15 protein-coding genes are annotated in these 17,570 nt (G+C 63.6%); 9 read left to right on the top strand and 6 right to left on the bottom strand.

The genetic code is table 11. The features are described from left to right. Positions 1-50: 50 nt before the first annotated feature. Positions 51-1,100 (top strand): aldo/keto reductase, encoded by a 1,050-nt coding sequence (locus tag AC0L2X_RS05820; RefSeq protein WP_473599389.1) that lies wholly within the window; start codon positions 51-53, stop codon positions 1,098-1,100. Between the two features lie 59 nt (positions 1,101-1,159). Here the strand turns inward: AC0L2X_RS05820 and AC0L2X_RS05815 are convergent, their stop codons facing one another. Continuing rightward, positions 1,160-2,068, bottom strand: coding sequence for a LysR family transcriptional regulator (locus AC0L2X_RS05815; RefSeq protein WP_352489172.1), 909 nt, complete (start codon positions 2,066-2,068; stop codon positions 1,160-1,162). Between the two features lie 136 nt (positions 2,069-2,204). Between AC0L2X_RS05815 and AC0L2X_RS05810 the strand changes: the two genes are divergently transcribed. Next, on the top strand, positions 2,205-3,386 hold the full coding sequence (locus tag AC0L2X_RS05810; RefSeq protein WP_352564737.1) for an MFS transporter: 1,182 nt from the start codon (positions 2,205-2,207) through the stop codon (positions 3,384-3,386). Positions 3,387-3,459: 73 nt separating this feature from the next. Then, complete coding sequence (locus AC0L2X_RS05805) at positions 3,460-4,494, top strand: aldo/keto reductase (RefSeq protein WP_473599388.1); 1,035 nt, start codon at positions 3,460-3,462, stop codon at positions 4,492-4,494. 46 nt (positions 4,495-4,540) lie between these two features. On the opposite strand, the gene AC0L2X_RS05800 is transcribed toward AC0L2X_RS05805, so the two are convergent. Then, positions 4,541-4,813, bottom strand: a complete 273-nt coding sequence (locus AC0L2X_RS05800; RefSeq protein WP_023719720.1) for an usg protein — start codon at positions 4,811-4,813, stop codon at positions 4,541-4,543. A 306-nt stretch (positions 4,814-5,119) separates the two neighbouring features. Here AC0L2X_RS05800 and acs point away from each other — a divergent pair, with 306 nt between their 5' ends. Together acs and AC0L2X_RS05790 are read left to right on the top strand one after the other, a co-directional pair. Beyond that, a complete protein-coding gene (acs, locus tag AC0L2X_RS05795; protein WP_352489170.1) occupies positions 5,120-7,075 on the top strand; it encodes an acetate--CoA ligase in 1,956 nt (651 codons plus the stop codon). Further along, positions 7,075-7,818, top strand: coding sequence for an MOSC domain-containing protein (locus tag AC0L2X_RS05790; protein ID WP_352489169.1), 744 nt, complete (start codon positions 7,075-7,077; stop codon positions 7,816-7,818). Before acs ends, AC0L2X_RS05790 begins: the two co-directional genes overlap by 1 nt. On the opposite strand, the gene AC0L2X_RS05785 is transcribed toward AC0L2X_RS05790, so the two are convergent. The 3 genes from AC0L2X_RS05785 to AC0L2X_RS05775 all read right to left on the bottom strand — a co-directional run bounded on the left by AC0L2X_RS05785 (position 7,819) and on the right by AC0L2X_RS05775 (position 12,035). Continuing rightward, on the bottom strand, positions 7,819-9,087 hold the full coding sequence (locus AC0L2X_RS05785) for a cyclopropane-fatty-acyl-phospholipid synthase family protein (protein WP_352489168.1): 1,269 nt from the start codon (positions 9,085-9,087) through the stop codon (positions 7,819-7,821). It abuts the gene before it with no gap. 388 nt (positions 9,088-9,475) lie between these two features. After that, positions 9,476-10,837, bottom strand: a complete 1,362-nt coding sequence (locus AC0L2X_RS05780) for a pilus assembly protein (protein WP_352489167.1) — start codon at positions 10,835-10,837, stop codon at positions 9,476-9,478. Between the two features lie 328 nt (positions 10,838-11,165). After that, the gene (locus AC0L2X_RS05775) at positions 11,166-12,035 is read right to left on the bottom strand and encodes a transglutaminase-like domain-containing protein (RefSeq protein WP_473599387.1); all 870 of its coding nucleotides are present in this window, start codon (positions 12,033-12,035) and stop codon (positions 11,166-11,168) included. A gap of 179 nt (positions 12,036-12,214) precedes the next feature. Here AC0L2X_RS05775 and AC0L2X_RS05770 point away from each other — a divergent pair, with 179 nt between their 5' ends. After that, on the top strand, positions 12,215-12,886 hold the full coding sequence (locus AC0L2X_RS05770) for an HAD-IA family hydrolase (RefSeq protein ID WP_352564689.1): 672 nt from the start codon (positions 12,215-12,217) through the stop codon (positions 12,884-12,886). 19 nt (positions 12,887-12,905) lie between these two features. On the opposite strand, the gene AC0L2X_RS05765 is transcribed toward AC0L2X_RS05770, so the two are convergent. Then, positions 12,906-13,118: a DUF1674 domain-containing protein gene (locus AC0L2X_RS05765; protein WP_352489164.1), complete on the bottom strand. Its 213-nt coding sequence runs from the start codon at positions 13,116-13,118 to the stop codon at positions 12,906-12,908. Between the two features lie 117 nt (positions 13,119-13,235). Between AC0L2X_RS05765 and htpX the strand changes: the two genes are divergently transcribed. From htpX to AC0L2X_RS05750, 3 genes are all read left to right on the top strand, one after another. Continuing rightward, entirely contained in the window at positions 13,236-14,252 is a 1,017-nt protein-coding gene (gene htpX / locus AC0L2X_RS05760) for a zinc metalloprotease HtpX (protein ID WP_352489163.1), read from the top strand. Continuing rightward, on the top strand, positions 14,243-15,631 hold the full coding sequence (locus tag AC0L2X_RS05755) for an RsmB/NOP family class I SAM-dependent RNA methyltransferase (RefSeq protein WP_352489162.1): 1,389 nt from the start codon (positions 14,243-14,245) through the stop codon (positions 15,629-15,631). The genes htpX and AC0L2X_RS05755 overlap by 10 nt, the downstream gene beginning before the upstream one ends. A gap of 146 nt (positions 15,632-15,777) precedes the next feature. Then, entirely contained in the window at positions 15,778-17,526 is a 1,749-nt protein-coding gene (locus AC0L2X_RS05750) for a heparinase II/III family protein (RefSeq protein WP_352489161.1), read from the top strand. Positions 17,527-17,570: the final 44 nt, after the last annotated feature.

Here is a 17,570-nt window from a genome sequence, read left to right as displayed (position 1 = left end):
GTTTCGTTCCTATATGAGGTCGAGTTATTCTCAACCCGTCTGGAGTCACCATGCGTTACAATCAACTTGGAAATACGGGGATGTTCGTCTCCGAACTTTGCCTCGGCACGATGACGTTCGGCGCGGCCGGCGAGAATGCCCAATGGGGCCTGATCGCCAGCCTCGACCAGAAGGGCGTCGACGAGATCGTCGCCCGCTCGCTCGCCGCCGGCGTCAATTTCTTCGACACGGCGGATGTCTATTCCTTCGGCGCCTCGGAACGGCTTCTCGGCCAGTCGCTCAGGAACCTTGGCGTCAACCGGCAGGACGTGATCATCGCCACCAAGGTTCATGGCACCATGGGCGCGGGCCCGAACCAGCGCGGTTCCTCGCGCGGCCACATCATGGATTCGGTCGAGAGCAGCCTCGAGCGGCTACAGCTCGATCACATCGATCTCTACCAGCTGCACGGCACTGACACGGTGACGCCGATCGACGAAACGCTGCGGGCGCTCGACGACCTGGTTGCCGCCGGCAAGGTCCGCTATGTCGGCGTCTCTAACTGGCAGGCCTGGCGCATTGCCAAGGCGTTGGGTATTGCCGAGCGCAAGGGCTTTGCCCGCTTCGAGACCGTGCAGTCGTATTATTCGATCGCCGGCCGCGATCTGGAGCGCGAGATCGTGCCGCTGCTCAACGAGGAGAAGCTCGGGCTGATGGTCTGGTCGCCGATGGCGGGCGGCTTGCTCTCCGGCAAATACGGACCGGGTGCCCCCGGCAATGGCGAGGGCCGCCGCGCCAGCTTCAATTTCCCGCCGGTCAATGAGGACCGTGCCTGGGCAGCGGTCGCCGTCATGCGCGAGATCGCCGCCAAGCACGGCGTCAGCGTCGCCACGGTGGCGCTTGGCTATGTCCTGGCCAAGCCATTCGTGATGAGCGTCATCATCGGCGCCAGCCGCATGGAGCAGCTGGAACAGAACCTTGCAGCCACCGAGTTGCAGCTCGATGCCGATGACCTTGTTCGCCTCGACGAAGTCAGTGCCCTGCCCGCCGAATACCCCGGCTGGATGCTGGAACGTCAGGCAGCCGGCCGGCGGCCGGCGCCCTTTGTGCCGAAAACGTAACCCAATCTCACCTTCGATTCGATGCTTCGGGAGCCGGCAGGCTCCCGATTTTTTTCGGCTCAGGTCAGCCGGACGGTCTCGACCAAAAAGTCCAAAAACGCCCGCACCCGCGCCGGCAGATGCTTGCCTTGGCCGACATAGACGGCGTGGGTGAGTTCCTCGTCGCCGGGGTTGAACTCTTCCAGCAGCGGCAGCAGCCGGCCGGCCGCAATGTCGGCCTCCACATGCCAGCGTGCCAGCCGGGCGATGCCCGCCCCAGAGAGCGCCATCAGCCGCATCGCTTCGCCGTCGCTGACCAGCGTATTTCCGATGATCGACAGGGTAGTCGGCTTGCCGGCCGCGTCGATAAAAGGCCAGCCCTCGAGGTGACGTATGAAACGGAAGCCCATGCGGTTGTGACGATCGAGATCGGCGGGCGTCTTGGGCGTACCACGCGCCTCGAGATACGATGGCGCTGCAACGACGACCACCCGGCTCTGCCCGAGCTTGCGCGCCACCAGCCGTGATTCGCCGAGCGGCCCGGCGCGGATGGCGACGTCAGCGCGCTCCTCCATCAGGTCGATGACATCGTCGGTCAACACCAGATCGACCGAGATTTCGGGGTAGCGCTCTAGGAAACGCGGCAAAAGCGGGATCAGCCGATGTTGCCCGAAAGGCACGTAGCTGTTGATCCGCAGCCGGCCACGCGGCGCGGCACCCGCCGCTGCCTCGCGCTCGGCCGCTGCCATGTCGGCCAGGATGCGCACGCCGCTGTCGAAGAACGCCGCGCCCTCTGGCGTCAGTTGCAGCTTGCGCGTCGAACGGCTGACCAGCCGCGCGCCAAGCCGCGCCTCCAGCCGCGCGATCAGCTTGCTCACCGCCGACGGCGTCATCCGCAACGCACGGGCAGCGGCTGAAAAACTGCCCGCCTCGACGACACGGACGAACACTTCGATCTCGCCGGAGCGATTGATGTCGGGCCTGGCCATTGGTGAATCTATTTCACAGACGATGTGCCCGATGCAAGGCTGGTTCACAGCACACCGCGGCACGATCTTCGGCATCGGCGCGTGGGAGGACACGGCGCCGTCGTCAAAACTGGTCGTCATCGAAGTGGGAACCGCCATGCCCCTTGCTCTTTACGCTCTTGCCGCCGGTGCCTTCGGCATCGGCGTCACCGAATTCGTCATCATGGGCCTGCTGCTCGACGTCAGCACCGATCTCGGCGTCTCGATCTCGGCTGCCGGCCAGCTGATTTCCGGCTATGCGCTCGGCGTTGTCATCGGCGCGCCGCTGCTGACGATCGCAACCGGCCGTTGGCCACGCAAAACCGTGCTTCTGGCGCTGATGGCGATCTTCACGCTGGGCAACCTCGCTTGCGCGCTTGCCCCAGACTACTGGACGCTGATGGCTGCGCGCGTGCTCACCGCCTTCGCCCACGGCACCTTCTTCGGCGTCGGCTCGGTCGTGGCGACCGGGCTGGTGGCGCCCAACAAGAAAGCTTCGGCGATCGCCCTGATGTTCACCGGCCTGACCATCGCCAACATCCTCGGCGTGCCCTTCGGCACATGGCTCGGCCAGGCCTTCGGCTGGCGTGCGACCTTCTGGGCGGTGACCCTGGTCGGCATCGCCGCCTTCGCCATCATTCTCCTGCTGGTGCCGCGCAGCCGAACAGAGCCCGAGAAGAGCAATTTGCGCGCCGATCTCACCGTGCTCGGCCGCACGCCCGTCCTGCTTGGCTTTGCCACCACCGTACTTGGCTATGCCGGCGTCTTCGCCGTCTTCACCTACATCGCCCCGTTGCTGACCGAGATCACCGGTTTTGAGGAAGCAGCGGTGTCGCCTATCCTGCTGGTCTTCGGCGGCGGCCTCATCGCCGGCAACCTCGCCGGCGGCAAGTTCGCCGACCGCTGGCTGGTACCTTCCGTTCTCGGTAGTCTCGTCGTGCTGGCGCTGGTGCTCGGCACCATGACCTTCGCCCTGCACAGCCAGGTCATGGCCGTCATCTATGTCGGTCTGCTCGGCGCTGCCGCCTTCGCCACCGTCGCGCCGCTGCAGATGTGGGTACTGGAAAAGGCACAAGGCGCCGGCCAGAGCCTCGCCTCATCCTTCAACATCGCCGCCTTCAACCTCGGCAATGCGGCCGGCGCCTGGCTCGGCGGCTTGGTCATCGCCCATGGTCCCGGCCTCGGTGCCGTCACCTGGGTCGCGGCCCTGTTGCCGCTTTCAGCGCTTGCCGTGGCGGCGTTTGCGCTGCGCCTCGACCGAGACCCCGTCCTCGCCACACCGGAAATCGCGCGGTCTTAGAACGGCAAACCTCAATCAATCCAAACCTCAACCAATCTTCGAAACAGCCATCCTTCCACAAGGAGCAAAACCCATGGATTATCGAAATCTTGGCGCATCGGGCCTGAAGGTCCCGGCGCTCTCGTTCGGGGCTGGAACCTTCGGCGGTTCAGGCCCGCTGTTCGGCGCCTGGGGCAACAGCGATGCGACGGAAGCACGGCGGCTGGTCGACATTTGCCTTGAGGCCGGCGTAAACCTGTTCGACACTGCCGATGTCTATTCGAATGGCGCTTCCGAACAAGTGCTCGGCGCTGCCATCGAGGGCCGCCGCGACGCCGTGCTGATCTCGACCAAGACCTCGCTGCCGATGGGCGACGGTCCCAACGATGCCGGCTCGTCGCGTTCACGCCTGATCAAGGCAGTCGAAGACGCGCTGAGGCGTCTTGGCACCGACTACATCGACCTGCTGCAACTGCACGCTTTCGACGCCGCAACACCGATCGAGGAGGTGCTGTCGACGCTGGACAGTCTCCTGCGCGCCGGCAAGCTGCGTTATGTCGGCGTCTCCAATTTTTCCGGCTGGCAAGTGATGAAGTCGCTCGGCCTGGCGGACAGATACGGCTATCCCCGATACGTCGCCCATCAGGTCTATTACTCGCTGGTCGGGCGCGATTATGAATGGGAGTTGATGCCGCTCGGCCTCGACCAGGGTGTCGGTGCGCTGGTGTGGAGCCCGCTCGGCTGGGGCCGCCTGACCGGCAAGATCCGCCGTGGCCAGAAGCTGCCTGAGAAAAGCCGACTGCACGATACCGCAAGCTTCGGACCGCCCGTCGAGGATGAGCATCTCTATCGGGTGATCGACGCGCTTGATGTTGTCGCCGAGGAAACCGGCAAGACCATACCGCAGATCGCAATCAATTGGCTGCTGCAGCGGCCGACCGTCGCCTCCGTCATCATCGGCGCGCGCAACGAGGAGCAGTTGCGCCAGAATCTCGGCGCCGTCGGCTGGTCGTTGACAGCCGAGCAGATGAAGAAGCTCGACACGGCAAGTGAGGTCACCGCACCCTACCCGTATTTTCCCTACCGCCGGCAGGAGGGATTTGCCCGGCTGAACCCGCCCGCAGTCTGACGCTCCAAAAGCTGGGGCGGCGGCTCCCAGCCTGCCGCCCGCCCGGCTAATGCAGCACGAACTCGCCGTCGACCTTGCGCCATTCGTTCGGCGCGATCAGCTTCTGGTGCGTGTAGCTGACCGAATGCAGCGGGCCTTCGAGCTTGGCCTGCCAGAACTCGATGAAGCGGATCAGCACCGGAAATTTCGGGGCGATGTCGTAATCCTGCCAGATGAAGCTCTGCAGCAGATGCGGATGATCGGGAAAGTGATAAAGAATCTTGGCCGTGGTCAAGCCATAGCCCTTGAGCATCAGGTCCATTTCGGAATGGTCGCGCATTGCGGTCCCCTGGTTGATTCTCCTTCCTCCCAGCCTGAAATTGTGCACCCCATTTGCTTAATCGTCTATTGATATTTCTATGATCGAACCAGATTCCTCCCGCAAAAACATGCGCTTAGCAGCCGCCTCACGAGAGTGCTGACACCGCCTGGGTAAGGCACCTGCGGCATCCCGCCGCGCGAATCCAACGTCTAATGTTGCCGTCGCGGCCGAACTGTTAATAATGCGCGCGAATTCGCGGCCGCATCGCTGCGATCCTGCCGGCGGTCAAGCCGGCGGTTTGGTTTTGGGGAGGAAGGCGAAGAAATGTCCGATGTTCATGTCCATCGCGTCCAGCCGGCGTGGAAGAAGAACGCGCTGATTGACAGTGACACCTACCTGAAATGGTACGCCGACAGCGTCAAGAACCCGGACAAGTTCTGGGGCAAGCACGGCAAGCGCATCGACTGGTTCAAGCCCTACAGCAAGGTCAAGAACACGTCCTTCGACGGCAAGGTTTCGATCAAATGGTTCGAGGATGGCCAGACCAACGTTTCCTGGAACTGCATCGACCGGCATCTGAACAAGCGCGGCGAACAGACCGCCATCATCTGGGAAGGTGACAATCCCTACGACGACAGGAAGATCACCTATAACGAGCTTTACGCGCATGTCTGCCGCCTCGCCAATGTGATGAAGAAGCACGGCGTCAAGAAGGGCGACCGCGTCACCATCTACATGCCGATGATCCCGGAGGCCGCTTATGCGATGCTCGCCTGCACGCGCATTGGCGCCATCCATTCGGTCGTCTTCGGCGGCTTTTCGCCGGACGCGCTGGCCGGACGCATCGACGACTGCAAGTCGACCTTCGTCATCACCGCCGACGAAGGCCTGCGCGGCGGCAAGTCGATCCCGTTGAAGGACAACACCGACAAGGCGATCGAGATCGCCGCCAAGGCCGGAACGAAAGTCGAAAAGGTCTTGGTAGTACGCCGCACCGGCGGCAAGACCGGCTGGGCCGCCGGGCGCGACGTCTGGTACCATGACGAGGTCGCCACGGTTAAGGCCGAATGCAAGCCCGAGAAGATGAACGCCGAGGACCCGCTCTTCATCCTCTACACATCCGGCTCGACCGGCAAGCCGAAGGGCGTGCTGCACACCACGGCCGGCTATCTCGTCTATGTCTCGATGACCCACCAATATGTCTTCGACTATCATGACGGCGATATCTACTGGTGCACCGCCGATGTCGGCTGGGTGACCGGCCACAGCTACATCGTCTACGGGCCGCTCGCCAACGGCGCCACCACGCTGATGTTCGAAGGCGTGCCGAACTACCCGTCGCAGTCGCGTTTCTGGGACGTGATCGACAAGCACAAGGTCAATATCTTTTACACCGCACCGACGGCGCTGCGCGCGCTGATGGGCGCCGGCGATGCCCATGTCACCAAAACGTCGCGCAAGTCGCTGCGCGTGCTCGGCACCGTCGGCGAACCGATCAATCCGGAAGCCTGGGAGTGGTATTTCAACGTCGTCGGCAACGGCAAGGTGCCGATCGTCGACACCTGGTGGCAGACCGAGACCGGCGGCATCATGATCACGCCGGTTCCGGGCGCCACCCATCTCAAGGCGGGTTCGGCGACGCGGCCCTTCTTTGGCGTCAAGCCGCAGCTGGTCGATGCCGACGGCAAGGTGCTGGAAGGCGAAGCCAGCGGCAATCTTTGTATTGCCGACTCATGGCCGGGCCAGATGCGCACCGTCTATGGCGATCACGACCGCTTCGTGCAGACCTATTTCTCGACCTACAGGGGCAGGTACTTCACCGGCGACGGCTGCCGCCGCGATGCTGACGGCTACTACTGGATCACCGGCCGCGTCGACGACGTCATCAACGTCTCCGGCCACCGCATGGGCACCGCCGAGGTCGAATCGGCGCTGGTTTCCCATGAGAAGGTCTCGGAGGCCGCCGTCGTCGGCTACCCGCACGATATCAAGGGCCAGGGCATTTACTGCTATGTCACGCTGATGGCCGGCGAGACGCCAAGCGAGGAACTGCGCCAGGAGCTCGTCGCCCATGTCCGCAAAGAGATCGGCGCCATCGCTTCGCCTGACAAGATCCAGTTCGCGCCCGGCCTGCCGAAGACCCGTTCCGGCAAGATCATGCGGCGCATCCTGCGCAAGATCGCCGAGGACGATTTTGCCACGCTCGGCGATACCTCGACGCTGGCCGATCCGGCGGTCGTTGACGACCTGATCGCCAACCGGCAAAACAAGAAGGGCTGATGCAACCCACATTAGGCGCCGTCACCGAGCTTTGGCGCTATCCCGCGAGCTCGCTCGCCGGCGAGTTTCAGGAGACGATCTCCGTCGACTGGTACACCGTCGAAGGCGACCGCCTGTTTGGCCTTGTCGATACCTCGACCGACGAAATCGCACGGCCCGACCGCGAAGCGAAATGGCACAAGGTGCCCCGCATCCGCACCCGGCTGTCGCAGGCCGGCAGACTGGAGGTCACCGTCCCCGACGGACGCTGGCTTTCGGCACCTGGCGCGCAAAGTGATCGCGCCATTTCCGCCTATCTCGGCTTTGCGGCTTCCATCCGGCCGTTCCGCCGGGAAAATGCGGCTCCGGATTACGCCGGCCCCCTGCTGACGGAACGCTACGTCAAAGCCCCTATTCATCTGCTGACCGCCGCCTCACTGGCGCGTTTGAAAGCGCTGCACCCAAAGGGCACCGCCGACGCGCGCCGCTTCCGCCCCAACATCGTCGTCGATATGCCGGAGGTCGAGGGATCGTTCCCCGAGACGGAATGGATCGGCCGCAAGCTGGCAATCGGCGACCTGCTGCTGACCATCTCCGAACCATGCCGCCGCTGCGGCTTCACCATAATCGCCCAGGACGGCTTCGACCACGATCCGGCAATCCTGCGCAGCCTGGTCCGCCACAACGCGCATAATATGGGCGTCTACTGCACCGTCGACCGGCCAGCCCGTGTTGAAATCGGCGCGCCGATGCGGTTCGTGTAATTACCGGTACAAATCCGCGCGTGTCGGCGGCAGGCCGCTCGGCCCACGCGCGCGCCTGGTGGCGACGGTCTGGAAAACCTGCGCCGATGCACGTTCGAAGGTAATCGAGCAGCCGGTGAGATAAAGCAGCCAGAGCCGCGCCTTGGCTTCGCCGACCTCGGCGATGGCTTCGTCGAAGCGTGCGTGGAGGCGCTCGGCCCACAGCCTGCAGGTGCGCGCATAGTGCTCGCGCAAGTTTTCGACGTCGTAGACGAGGAAGCCGTGCGCCTCGAGATTGCCGAGCGTCATGCCGATCGTATCGAGCTCGCCGCCCGGAAAAATGTATTTGATCAGCGCCTTGAATTCCGGCCCCTTGCGCAGCGTCTTCTTCATGTTGCCCTTGTCGCGCCGGGTGATGGCGTGGTGCAGATAGATGCCGCCCGGTTTGAGCAGGCGATGGATCCTCGAGAAATAGGCCGCATGGTTGGCAAGCCCCAGATGCTCGAACATGCCGATCGACGAGATCTTGTCGAAGGAGCCGGACAGCTCGGCATAGGACTTGATCTCGATGGTGATGCGGTCCTCCAGCCCCTCGGCGCGGATGCGTTCGCGGGCGAGCTCGGTCTGTGCCTCCGACAGAGAAACGCCGTGGCCGACGACGCCATAATTCTTCACCGCGTGGATGAGCATCGCTCCCCAGCCGCAGCCGATGTCGAGCAATCTGTCGCCGGGCTTCAGCCGAAGCTTCCGACAGATATGGTCGAGCTTGTCTCTCTGGGCCTGATCGATATCGTTGGCGAAATCCTTGAAGTAGCCGCAGCTATAGACCATGCGCTCGTCGAGGAAGAGCCGGTAGAATGCGTTGGAAATGTCGTAGTGATGCTGGATCGCCTCCTTGCTCGAACCGCTGACGTAAGGATTGCGGCCGGAAAGATCGGTTCGCGCGGTCATCTGTTTTCGCGAAAACAGCACCGCCGGCAGGTCGCGCAGGATCGCCAGCTTCGGCAATGTCTTGAGCTTTGTCCTGAGCTTGCCGTGCGTGGGCAAGGCGTAGAAATCGAACAGCGATCCGTCTTCGACGTCGACCGCCTTGGCAATCCACATCTCGATCAGCGTCGATAAAGAAGGGCGGCGTACGATCTGCCAGACGATGTCCTGGTCGTTGATAGTCAGCACCGGGCCGGTAGCCGGGCCGATCCGCTCGCCTGTCCACAGCCTCACCGCGAAACCCGGCTTCAGCGTTTCGATGACCGTCCGAACAATCCGGGCCGCTCTCTCGGCTGCCTCCATCCCCGTCCTCCCTTACCCGGCAAAATAGTGGCCCGGAACAATAGCGGCTCGATCTTGCCTGCCCGATCGGCCGGCCGCAAGCCGCCCGGGTGCACAAGCACGCTTGTTCAGGATTTTCGAGTGCCGCGCCTTGCCATTTTCCGGATGACACCCCATCATGAAGGAGTGTTCAACAAATCGAAAGGAGGTGATCCGATGTCGAGTGATTTCGTTTTCCAGAACGTGGCCTCAGCGGATCGCACTTTCGGGAAGCAGTCTTCCCGTTAAGGCGCGAGATGCGCGGCTGGCGACCAGCGTCGCCGCCAGGAGCCGCGCCATGGACGGAAACACGGAAGGCCGCCGGCTTCGCGAGAAGCGGCGGCCTTTTCCTTTTTGGGCTGTTTGTCCTCTATTTGGTTACGGTCAACATCTCGACGTTGCGCGCTATATCCTGGAAAGCCTGGTTGAGTTCCGTTCCATTGGCCGCCTGATAAAAGTGCTTGATCTTGGCGGTGTCCGGGCTCGCGCAATCCTGGAGCGTCGCCTTGGCATTCGTTTCGTTTAGGTCAAACCCAATGGTGAAGACCTCGATGCCCTTGTCGCGCATGGCTGCGCAAAGTTTCTTGGCTGCCGTGCGGGTCGGCTCCTTGCCGGCGTCATTGTAAACGTCGCTCACCGTGCTCGCATCGAAGTAGGACAGATTGAATTCGCCGTCTGTCATCAGGATCGCGATCTTGGCAACCTTTTTTGGATCCATCTTGGCCGGCCGCTGCGAAGTCCTCATGATGCCCCCCCAGTTCTCCGACAGCATGTACCAGGTCCACTGCACGCCGATATGGCCGGCGGTCCCGCCGGAGGCGACGAAATTCTTGATGACCGTCTTGAGCGCCGTCGCATCCGCCGTCAGCGGCATCAGCGTGGCGGCCGGGCAGGCGGCGGTGCCGGTTTGCCACGCGAAGGACGACAGCAGGTAGTCGCGGTTGACCATGCTGGCGTCGGGGCCGGCGTCCGAATATTGATAGATCCCCTTGCGCTCGGTAGCGCAATTATCGGGACGGATAAAGCCCGAGACATACTGCACGGCGTCATTGGCCGGCGCCTGTTTGCGTTGACTGGCGGTGGTTTCCACATAGACGCTGCTGGCGGCAAGTGTACCGGCGTTCACCGAATTGGCATAAGGCACGATGGCAACCCGCACACGCGGCTTGGAGGGATCCTGGCCGCCCAGGAAGCTGTCGACAGCATTCGCTGCAGCCGTCCGCAGATCGATGATTTTCTGGCCGGCCATCGACCCGGTCACATCGAGCATCATCGCGACTTCGACCTGCTTGTCCGAATAGAGCGCCGTCGTCGATGCGGGGACGCGTTGCATGCCACTCGTGCCGAAAAGCGGGAAGTAGTAGCTGACATTGACATGGACGTCCGCCTGGACCGTGTTGGCGGTCCGGTCGACGGTCAATTTGTCGAGGACGATCTGGTCGTCCTGCAGGATACCCGCCGTGCTGTTGGCATCGAGAAAGGCCTGCACCGATTTGCTGGCGTCGGCCTCGCTGATAACGCCGGTTGTCAGGTCGCGGGCGGTCGAGGTGACCGCTGCATCGACGACGCCCTGCAGGCTCGACTTTACATTGTAGAGTTGGGACATGTTGACGGCAAAGCCGACACTCAGTGCCAGCACTGAGCCGATTATCCCAAACAGCACCGCGAAATTTCCGCTGCGATCCCCGGCAAAGTCGCCGATCGCCTGAACAAGCCTCCCGAAACGCCGCATTCCTACCGCCTCCATTCGCTACAGCCTGCAGCTGTCCGAACGCGCATTGCAGGAATCCGGCCGGATAGCGCCGCCAGGCGAGGGAAGGTAGGCGGCTACCGCTCAGGCCATTGTTTCCAAACGGTTTCGAGCGGTGACAAGGTAAACAGGTGGTAAACGAAAGCCGCGTCGGCGCGGCTTTGTTCACAAAGCGCTTACCAAGATTCGGGCTCGCAATTCGAGACGGCTGGACAGCGTCCCAATCCGGTACAGACGAGATGTATCGAACAGGATCAGTGCTACCGCGGTGGCGGCAGGTGGAAATCCGGACTGCGAATGTGTCCGAAGATCAGGCCAGCATCCGTGCGCTGACGGTCTTGTCGACGCCACGATAAGGCGGCTTGAACAGATTGCCTTCCTGCTCGTGCGTCCAGACCTTGAACAGGCTGAGCCGATGCGGGCCGAAACTGTGCAGCAGCGGCACGTCGGTGGCGTCGCGGCCGCGCGCTATGACGACGCGGCCGATCCTCGGCACATTGTGGCGAGGATCGAACGTGTACCATCTGCCGTCGAGGAACACTTCCACCCACGCCGAGAAATCCATCGGCGCCGGATCGGCGGGCACGCCGATATCGCCGAGATAGCCGTTGACGTAGCGGGCGGGGATATTCATGCAGCGGCAGAGCGTGATCGCCAGATGGGCAAAGTCGCGGCAGACGCCGACGCGCTCCTCATGCGCTTGCGCCGCCGTGCGGGTCGAGCGCGCATAGCCGTAGCCGAAAGACAGCCGGTTATGGACATAGTCGACGATCGCCTGCACCCGTGCCCAGCCCGGCGAAAGCTGGCCGAAAAGTTGCCAGGCCAGGTCGCCGAGATGGTCGGTCTCGCAGTAACGGCTGCCGAGCAGATAGCCGAGCACATCATCCGGCAATTCGGCGACCGGGACTTCCCTCGCCAGCGTGTTGACCTCGTCCGGCTCGCCGCTGTCCTCGACCACCGCGTCATAGAGGATGCAAAAGCTTCCGGCTGGCGCCGTGAAGCGGCGGCAGCTATTGCCGAAAAGATCGTGGTAGACCCTGGTTGGAACCGACGGCGAGGTCAGCACGCGCGTCTGCCGCTTGATGTCGGCCTGGCGATCCCTGTGGATCTCGAGCAGCGAAACAATCGGCGTGGCTGCAGCGCATTCAATGGCAATTTCATAGCCGAGTCTAATCAGCATCGCCGTCCCCCTACGATCGTCATGGAAGATAGTGCTGGTCAACGCAGGAGAGTGCGCGGCGGTTCCTTGCGAACGTCGAAAACGACGCCTCGCGGCTTCCCATACGGACGCGGCAACGTTACGGTCGATCGACACGCGTCTTTCGAAATAATCCCTCCAAGATGACCCCGGGAAAACCGATGTTCGCAGGCAGAAAATTCGCCGCCTTCCTGTTCGATATGGACGGCACGATTCTCAATTCGATTGCCGCGGCGGAAAGGGTCTGGGCAGCTTGGGCGCATCGGCAAGGTCTTGACGTCGCCGCATTCCTGCCGACCATCCACGGCGTGCGGGCGATCGAGACCATCGGCCGGCTGGCGCTCCCGGGCGTCGATCCTGCGCGCGAAGCCGATTCGCTTTTGCAGGCCGAGGCGGCCGATGTCGAGGGCATTCGCCCGATTGCTGGCGCCGCGGCGTTCCTGGCGTTGCTGCCGCCCGGAAGCTGGGCGATCGCCACCTCGGCACCGCGCGAACTCGCCCTGCTGCGGCTGCAGGCCGCCGGCATTCCGGCTCCCGCCGTGATCGTTGCGGCGGAGGACGTCTCCCGCGGCAAGCCGGCACCCGACTGCTTCCGGCTGGCGGCCGAACGGCTTGGCGTCGATGTGCGCGACTGCCTCGTCTTCGAGGACGCGCCGGCAGGCATAGCGGCTGCCGAAGCCGCGGGCGCTGCAATCATGGTGATCAGCGCCACGCACCGGCATCCGTTGGAGACGCCGCATGCCGCTATCGCCGGCTATGACGCGATCGGCATCGCTGTCGATGCCAGCGGCTGGATTGCCATCGAAGCGGAGCGGACGGCGCAGCCTGCGTAGTTTGGCGCCCCTGCCTGGGCTAAAAGTCGCTGGTCAGGCCCTTTACCTCCCAGTCGCCGTAGCGGCCGGGCTCCTTGCCGCCGCGCCCGCCGATCTCTCTCGGATGTGCGGCTTCCTTCTCGCGATATTTCTCCCGCCGGGCCTCGGCCTCGGCCAAGGCACGCCGGGCTGCTGGCCTCAGCGCCTTTTGCGGCTCGCCGTTAGCATTCGTTGTGCTGGTTTCGTCGATCATGTGATCTTCCGCTAGATTGAAACAGGCCCCCGATTGAAACGGGAACCGCTGTTTCCCATCATATAGCGATGGGCCCACAAGGATCGACCCCTTTGTTGGGCCAGAACGGAGCAGATGATGAACACCCTTCGCACCGCCATGCTTTTGGCCGCAATGACGGCCCTGTTCATGGGTGTCGGCTATCTGGTCGGCGGGTCCGGCGGCATGATGATTGCCTTGCTGATCGCCGCAGGCACCAATTTGTTCAGCTATTGGAACGCCGACAAGATGGTGCTGTCGATGCATCGTGCGATCGAGGTCGACGAAAGCAACGCGCCTGAATATTACGCCATCGTGAAGGGTCTGGCGCAACGTGCCGGCCTGCCGATGCCGAGAACCTATCTCATTGACAATCCGCAGCCCAATGCCTTCGCCACCGGCCGCAATCCGCAAAATGCCGCTGTCGCCGCCAGCACCGGCCTGCTCGAGCGGCTCTCGCATGAAGAAGTCGCGGCGGTGATGGCGCACGAGCTCGCCCATGTGCAGCACCGCGATACGCTGACCATGACGATCGTCGCCACCTTTGCCGGCGCAATTTCGATGCTCGGCAATTTCGCCTTCTTTTTCGGCGGCAACCGCGACAACAACAATTCCTTTGGCATCGTCGGCGTGCTGGTGGCGATGATCGTCGCGCCCCTGGCCGCCATGATCGTGCAGATGGCGGTGAGCCGCACCCGCGAATACGAGGCAGACCGGCGCGGTGCCGAAATTTGCGGACACCCGCTGTGGCTCGCCTCGGCACTTGACAAGATCGCGCGGGGCGCCGAACGCATCCGCAACCCCGATGCCGAGCGCAATCCGGCAACCGCCCATCTCTTCATCATCAATCCTCTTTCCGGCGAGCGCATGGACAGTTTGTTTTCCACTCACCCGAGCACAGAAAACCGCATTGCCGCATTGCAGAGGATGGCGAGCGAGATGGCCGGCGCACCCGAAGCGGCCGCGACGCCAAGGCCGGCGCCGGAAGGGACGGGGCAGCAGCCGTCGGGTCCGTGGGACAGGGCCGCGCGGCCCGAGAGGCCGGCTGAGCCGGCCAAGCCGAGGCCCAATCCCTGGGGACGCAATCCGACCGGACCCAAAGGTCCGTGGTCGTGAGTTCAGCGAAGCGCCGGCACGGAATTTCAGGCGATCGTGAACACAATTCGGGCGGCGAGGCTGTTGCCGGCCTCGCCGCGCGTAAGGCGGCCGCCCGCCTGCTTGCTGCCGTCATAGACGCAAGGACGCCGCTCGACGGGCTGACCGACCACGAAAACGGCCATCCGCAATACAAGGCGCTGGACCTGCGCGACCGCGCCCTGGTGCGCGCCATTCTGGTCACCGCCCTGCGCTACCGCATGACCATATCAGGCCTTTTGGCCCGTCGCCTGGAAAAGCCGCTGCCGCCCAACGCCACGGCGCTTTCGCACGTCTTGCATGTGGCGGCGGCACAGATCCTGTTCCTCGATGTTCCCGACAGCGCCGCTGTCGACCTCGCCGTCACCCACGCCAAGTCCGATCCGCGCACGGCGCGCTTTTCCGGCCTCGTCAACGGCGTGCTGCGCACGCTGGCGCGGGCCAAGCAGGACGAGCTCGCGGCCGCACTTGCCGCCACCGACGAGGCGCCAAAATGGTTTTCCGACCGTTTGAAAATGGTCTACGGCCTCGACAAAGCCAGGCAGATACAGCTCGCCCATCGCCATGAGGCGCCGGTCGATTTCTCGGTCAAGTCGGACCCGGCGCTGTGGGCCGAACGGCTCGGCGGCTTTGTCTTGCCGGCCGGCACGGTGCGGGTGGAAAAGCTCAGCGCTTCCGTGACCGAACTGCCCGGTTTCGCGGAAGGCGCCTGGTGGGTTCAGGACGCGGCGGCCAGCCTGCCGGCCCGGCTGTTCGGCGACATCAATGGTTTGCGAATCGCCGACCTCTGTGCCGCGCCGGGCGGCAAGACCGCCCAGCTGATCCTCGCCGGCGCCTATGTCACCGCGCTCGACATGTCCAAAACGCGGCTGGCACGGTTGACGCAGAACCTTGAACGGCTCGGTCTGGCCGCCGAGATCGTCCAGGCCGATCTGCTCAAATACGAGCGGAAGGACCTCTTCGACGCCGTCCTCCTCGACGCACCTTGCTCTTCGACCGGCACGGTGCGGCGGCATCCCGACGTCCCCTGGACGAAGACGGCGGCCGACGTCGAAAAACTGGCCGACCTGCAACGCCGGCTGCTTGCCCGCGCCGTCACCCTGGTCAAGCCTGGCGGTCGCATCGTCTTTTCCAACTGTTCGCTCGATCCGCTGGAAGGCGAAGAGCTCTATCGCGACTTTCTCGCCGGCAATGCGGAGATTGTCGACGACCCGCTTCGGCCGGGTGAGATCGCCGGCATCGACCCGTTCCTGACGCCGCAAGGCACGTTGCGCACCACGCCTGCCGATCTGGAGTTAGGCTCGCCGGGCCGCTCCGGGCTGGACGGCTTCTTTGCCGCCCGCATGCGCAGAGCCGGCTAAGGGCCGATGTTGAAGCGCCGTCCGGCTTCTTGGGGCGAGGAGGCATGGAAAACAGGCTGAACGGCCCCACTGCCGCGGAATTCGCCTTCGCACAAGTTCTTGAATCATATAAACTTGTGCTTGGGTGAGGACGATCAGGAGGGGTTTTGGCAATCGCTGCCGGTAACACGACGCGTCTGTGGACGCTTGTCGCGAGGGAGTTCTGGCGCAAGACGCGCCGGCGCTTGCGCGCCGGGCCACTCTATCGCTGGCGCTACTCCGGCCGCACGCCGGAGCGCGTCCTGATTGCCCCGCCGGACCTGCGCCTCGCCGATCCTCAGATCGCGCTCGAGATCTATTACGGCCGCTATCCGCTTTCGGGGCATCTGGTCGAGACCGGTGGCAAATCGCCCTTCCAGATCGAGGTGCCCAATCCCGGCTGGCAAAAAACGCTGCATGGCTTTCGCTGGCTGCGCCATATGCGTGCCGCGGGTACCGAGCTCGCCGCCGCCAACGCGCGGGCGTTGGTTTCCGACTGGATTGCAATCCATGGCAGCTATATTTCCGGCGTCGCCTGGGAGCCGGGCACGACGGCCAAGCGCGTCATTGCCTGGCTGCAGCATTCCTCGATCGTGTTGCAGGGCGCCGAATTTCCGTTCTACCGCGCCTTCCTGAAATCGCTCGCCGTCCAGATCCGCTACCTACGCGCCATGGTGCGCGAGATGCCGGATGGCAAGGACAGGCTGCGCGCGCGCATTGCGCTGGCCTTTGCCGCTTTGTCGCTGCCGGCGCCGGCCTCGGCGCTGCGCGGTGCCACACGCAATCTCGCCGAGGAGCTCGACCGCCAGATCCTGCCTGACGGCGGCCATATCTCGCGCAATCCGATGACCGTGCTTGAAATCCTCGCCGACCTTCTGCCGTTGCGCCAGACCTACGCCAATCAGGCCGAGACGCCGCCGGCCGCCCTGATCGGCGCCATCGACCGGATGCTGCCGGCACTGCGCTTCTTTCGCCATCAGGATGGCAGCCTTGCCCGCTTCAACGGCATGGGCGCCACTATTCACGACCGTATCGCCAGCATCCTGCATCACGACGACACCGCCGGCGCACCGTTGCTGCACGCGCCGCATTCGGGTTACGAGCGCCTGTCGATGGGTGGTGCCACGGTGATCGCCGATAGCGGCCCGCCGCCGCCCGTCGACGTATCCAATGCCGCTCACGCCGGATGCCTCGCCTTCGAATTGTCGTCGGGCCGCCAGCACTATATCGTCAACGCCGGCATAGACACTTATGGCGCCGCCGAGTTCCGGCCGCTTGCCCGCGCCACCGCCGCCCACTCGACCGCCACCATCAACGACACCTCGTCAGCGCGCTTCAACCATTCCTTGCGCGTCAACGATCTGCTCGGCACGCCATTGATCGGCGGGCCGCAGCATGTGCCCTGCAAGCGCACCGACCAGAAGGGCAGCCAGGGCTTCATCGCTCGTCACGACGGCTATGTGGCGCGCTTCGGCTTCCTGCATGAGCGCGAGCTGAAATTATCGACCGAAGGCAATGTGCTTGCCGGCAGGGACCGCTTCCTGAGGCCGGGCGGCGCGTCTATCCGCAACAATGGCCGTGATTTCGTCACGGTGCGTTTCCATGTCCATCCCGATATAAACCTGCTCCAGGATGAGCATGACCGTCTGGTGCTGGCCGCCGACCATGCCGACACCTGGGTGTTTACCTCTACCGAAGTGGCGCCCGAGGTCGAGGAATCGATCTATTTCGCCGGACTCGGCGGCCCACGCCGCAGCCGCCAGATCGTGCTTGCCTTCAAGGCCTCGGAAATTTCCGAGGTCCACTGGCAATTGACGCGCACCATCATCGCCGGCCGTCCGGAAAAAGCTGAAGCCGGTGGCAACGGCAGACACTGATCAAGCCTTGCGGCTTGATTTCCGAGCCTCATATGCTACGGCCC

The sequence above is a fragment of the Mesorhizobium sp. WSM4828 genome, from assembly GCF_055811175.1.
Note: the sequence above shows the minus strand (reverse complement) of the source record. Positions and strands in the feature narration are given on the sequence as shown.

Excerpts from the sequence above, each read along its gene's own strand:
- AC0L2X_RS05820 (WP_473599389.1), top strand. The coding sequence starts at position 51 with ATGCGTTACAATCAACTTGGAAATACGGGGATGTTCGTCTCCGAACTT.
- AC0L2X_RS05815 (WP_352489172.1), bottom strand. The coding sequence starts at position 2,068 with ATGGCCAGGCCCGACATCAATCGCTCCGGCGAGATCGAAGTGTTCGTC.
- AC0L2X_RS05810 (WP_352564737.1), top strand. The coding sequence starts at position 2,205 with ATGCCCCTTGCTCTTTACGCTCTTGCCGCCGGTGCCTTCGGCATCGGC.
- AC0L2X_RS05805 (WP_473599388.1), top strand. The coding sequence starts at position 3,460 with ATGGATTATCGAAATCTTGGCGCATCGGGCCTGAAGGTCCCGGCGCTC.
- AC0L2X_RS05800 (WP_023719720.1), bottom strand. The coding sequence starts at position 4,813 with ATGCGCGACCATTCCGAAATGGACCTGATGCTCAAGGGCTATGGCTTG.
- acs (WP_352489170.1), top strand. The coding sequence starts at position 5,120 with ATGTCCGATGTTCATGTCCATCGCGTCCAGCCGGCGTGGAAGAAGAAC.
- AC0L2X_RS05790 (WP_352489169.1), top strand. The coding sequence starts at position 7,075 with ATGCAACCCACATTAGGCGCCGTCACCGAGCTTTGGCGCTATCCCGCG.
- AC0L2X_RS05785 (WP_352489168.1), bottom strand. The coding sequence starts at position 9,087 with ATGGAGGCAGCCGAGAGAGCGGCCCGGATTGTTCGGACGGTCATCGAA.
- AC0L2X_RS05780 (WP_352489167.1), bottom strand. The coding sequence starts at position 10,837 with ATGCGGCGTTTCGGGAGGCTTGTTCAGGCGATCGGCGACTTTGCCGGG.
- AC0L2X_RS05775 (WP_473599387.1), bottom strand. The coding sequence starts at position 12,035 with ATGCTGATTAGACTCGGCTATGAAATTGCCATTGAATGCGCTGCAGCC.
- AC0L2X_RS05770 (WP_352564689.1), top strand. The coding sequence starts at position 12,215 with ATGTTCGCAGGCAGAAAATTCGCCGCCTTCCTGTTCGATATGGACGGC.
- AC0L2X_RS05765 (WP_352489164.1), bottom strand. The coding sequence starts at position 13,118 with ATGATCGACGAAACCAGCACAACGAATGCTAACGGCGAGCCGCAAAAG.
- htpX (WP_352489163.1), top strand. The coding sequence starts at position 13,236 with ATGAACACCCTTCGCACCGCCATGCTTTTGGCCGCAATGACGGCCCTG.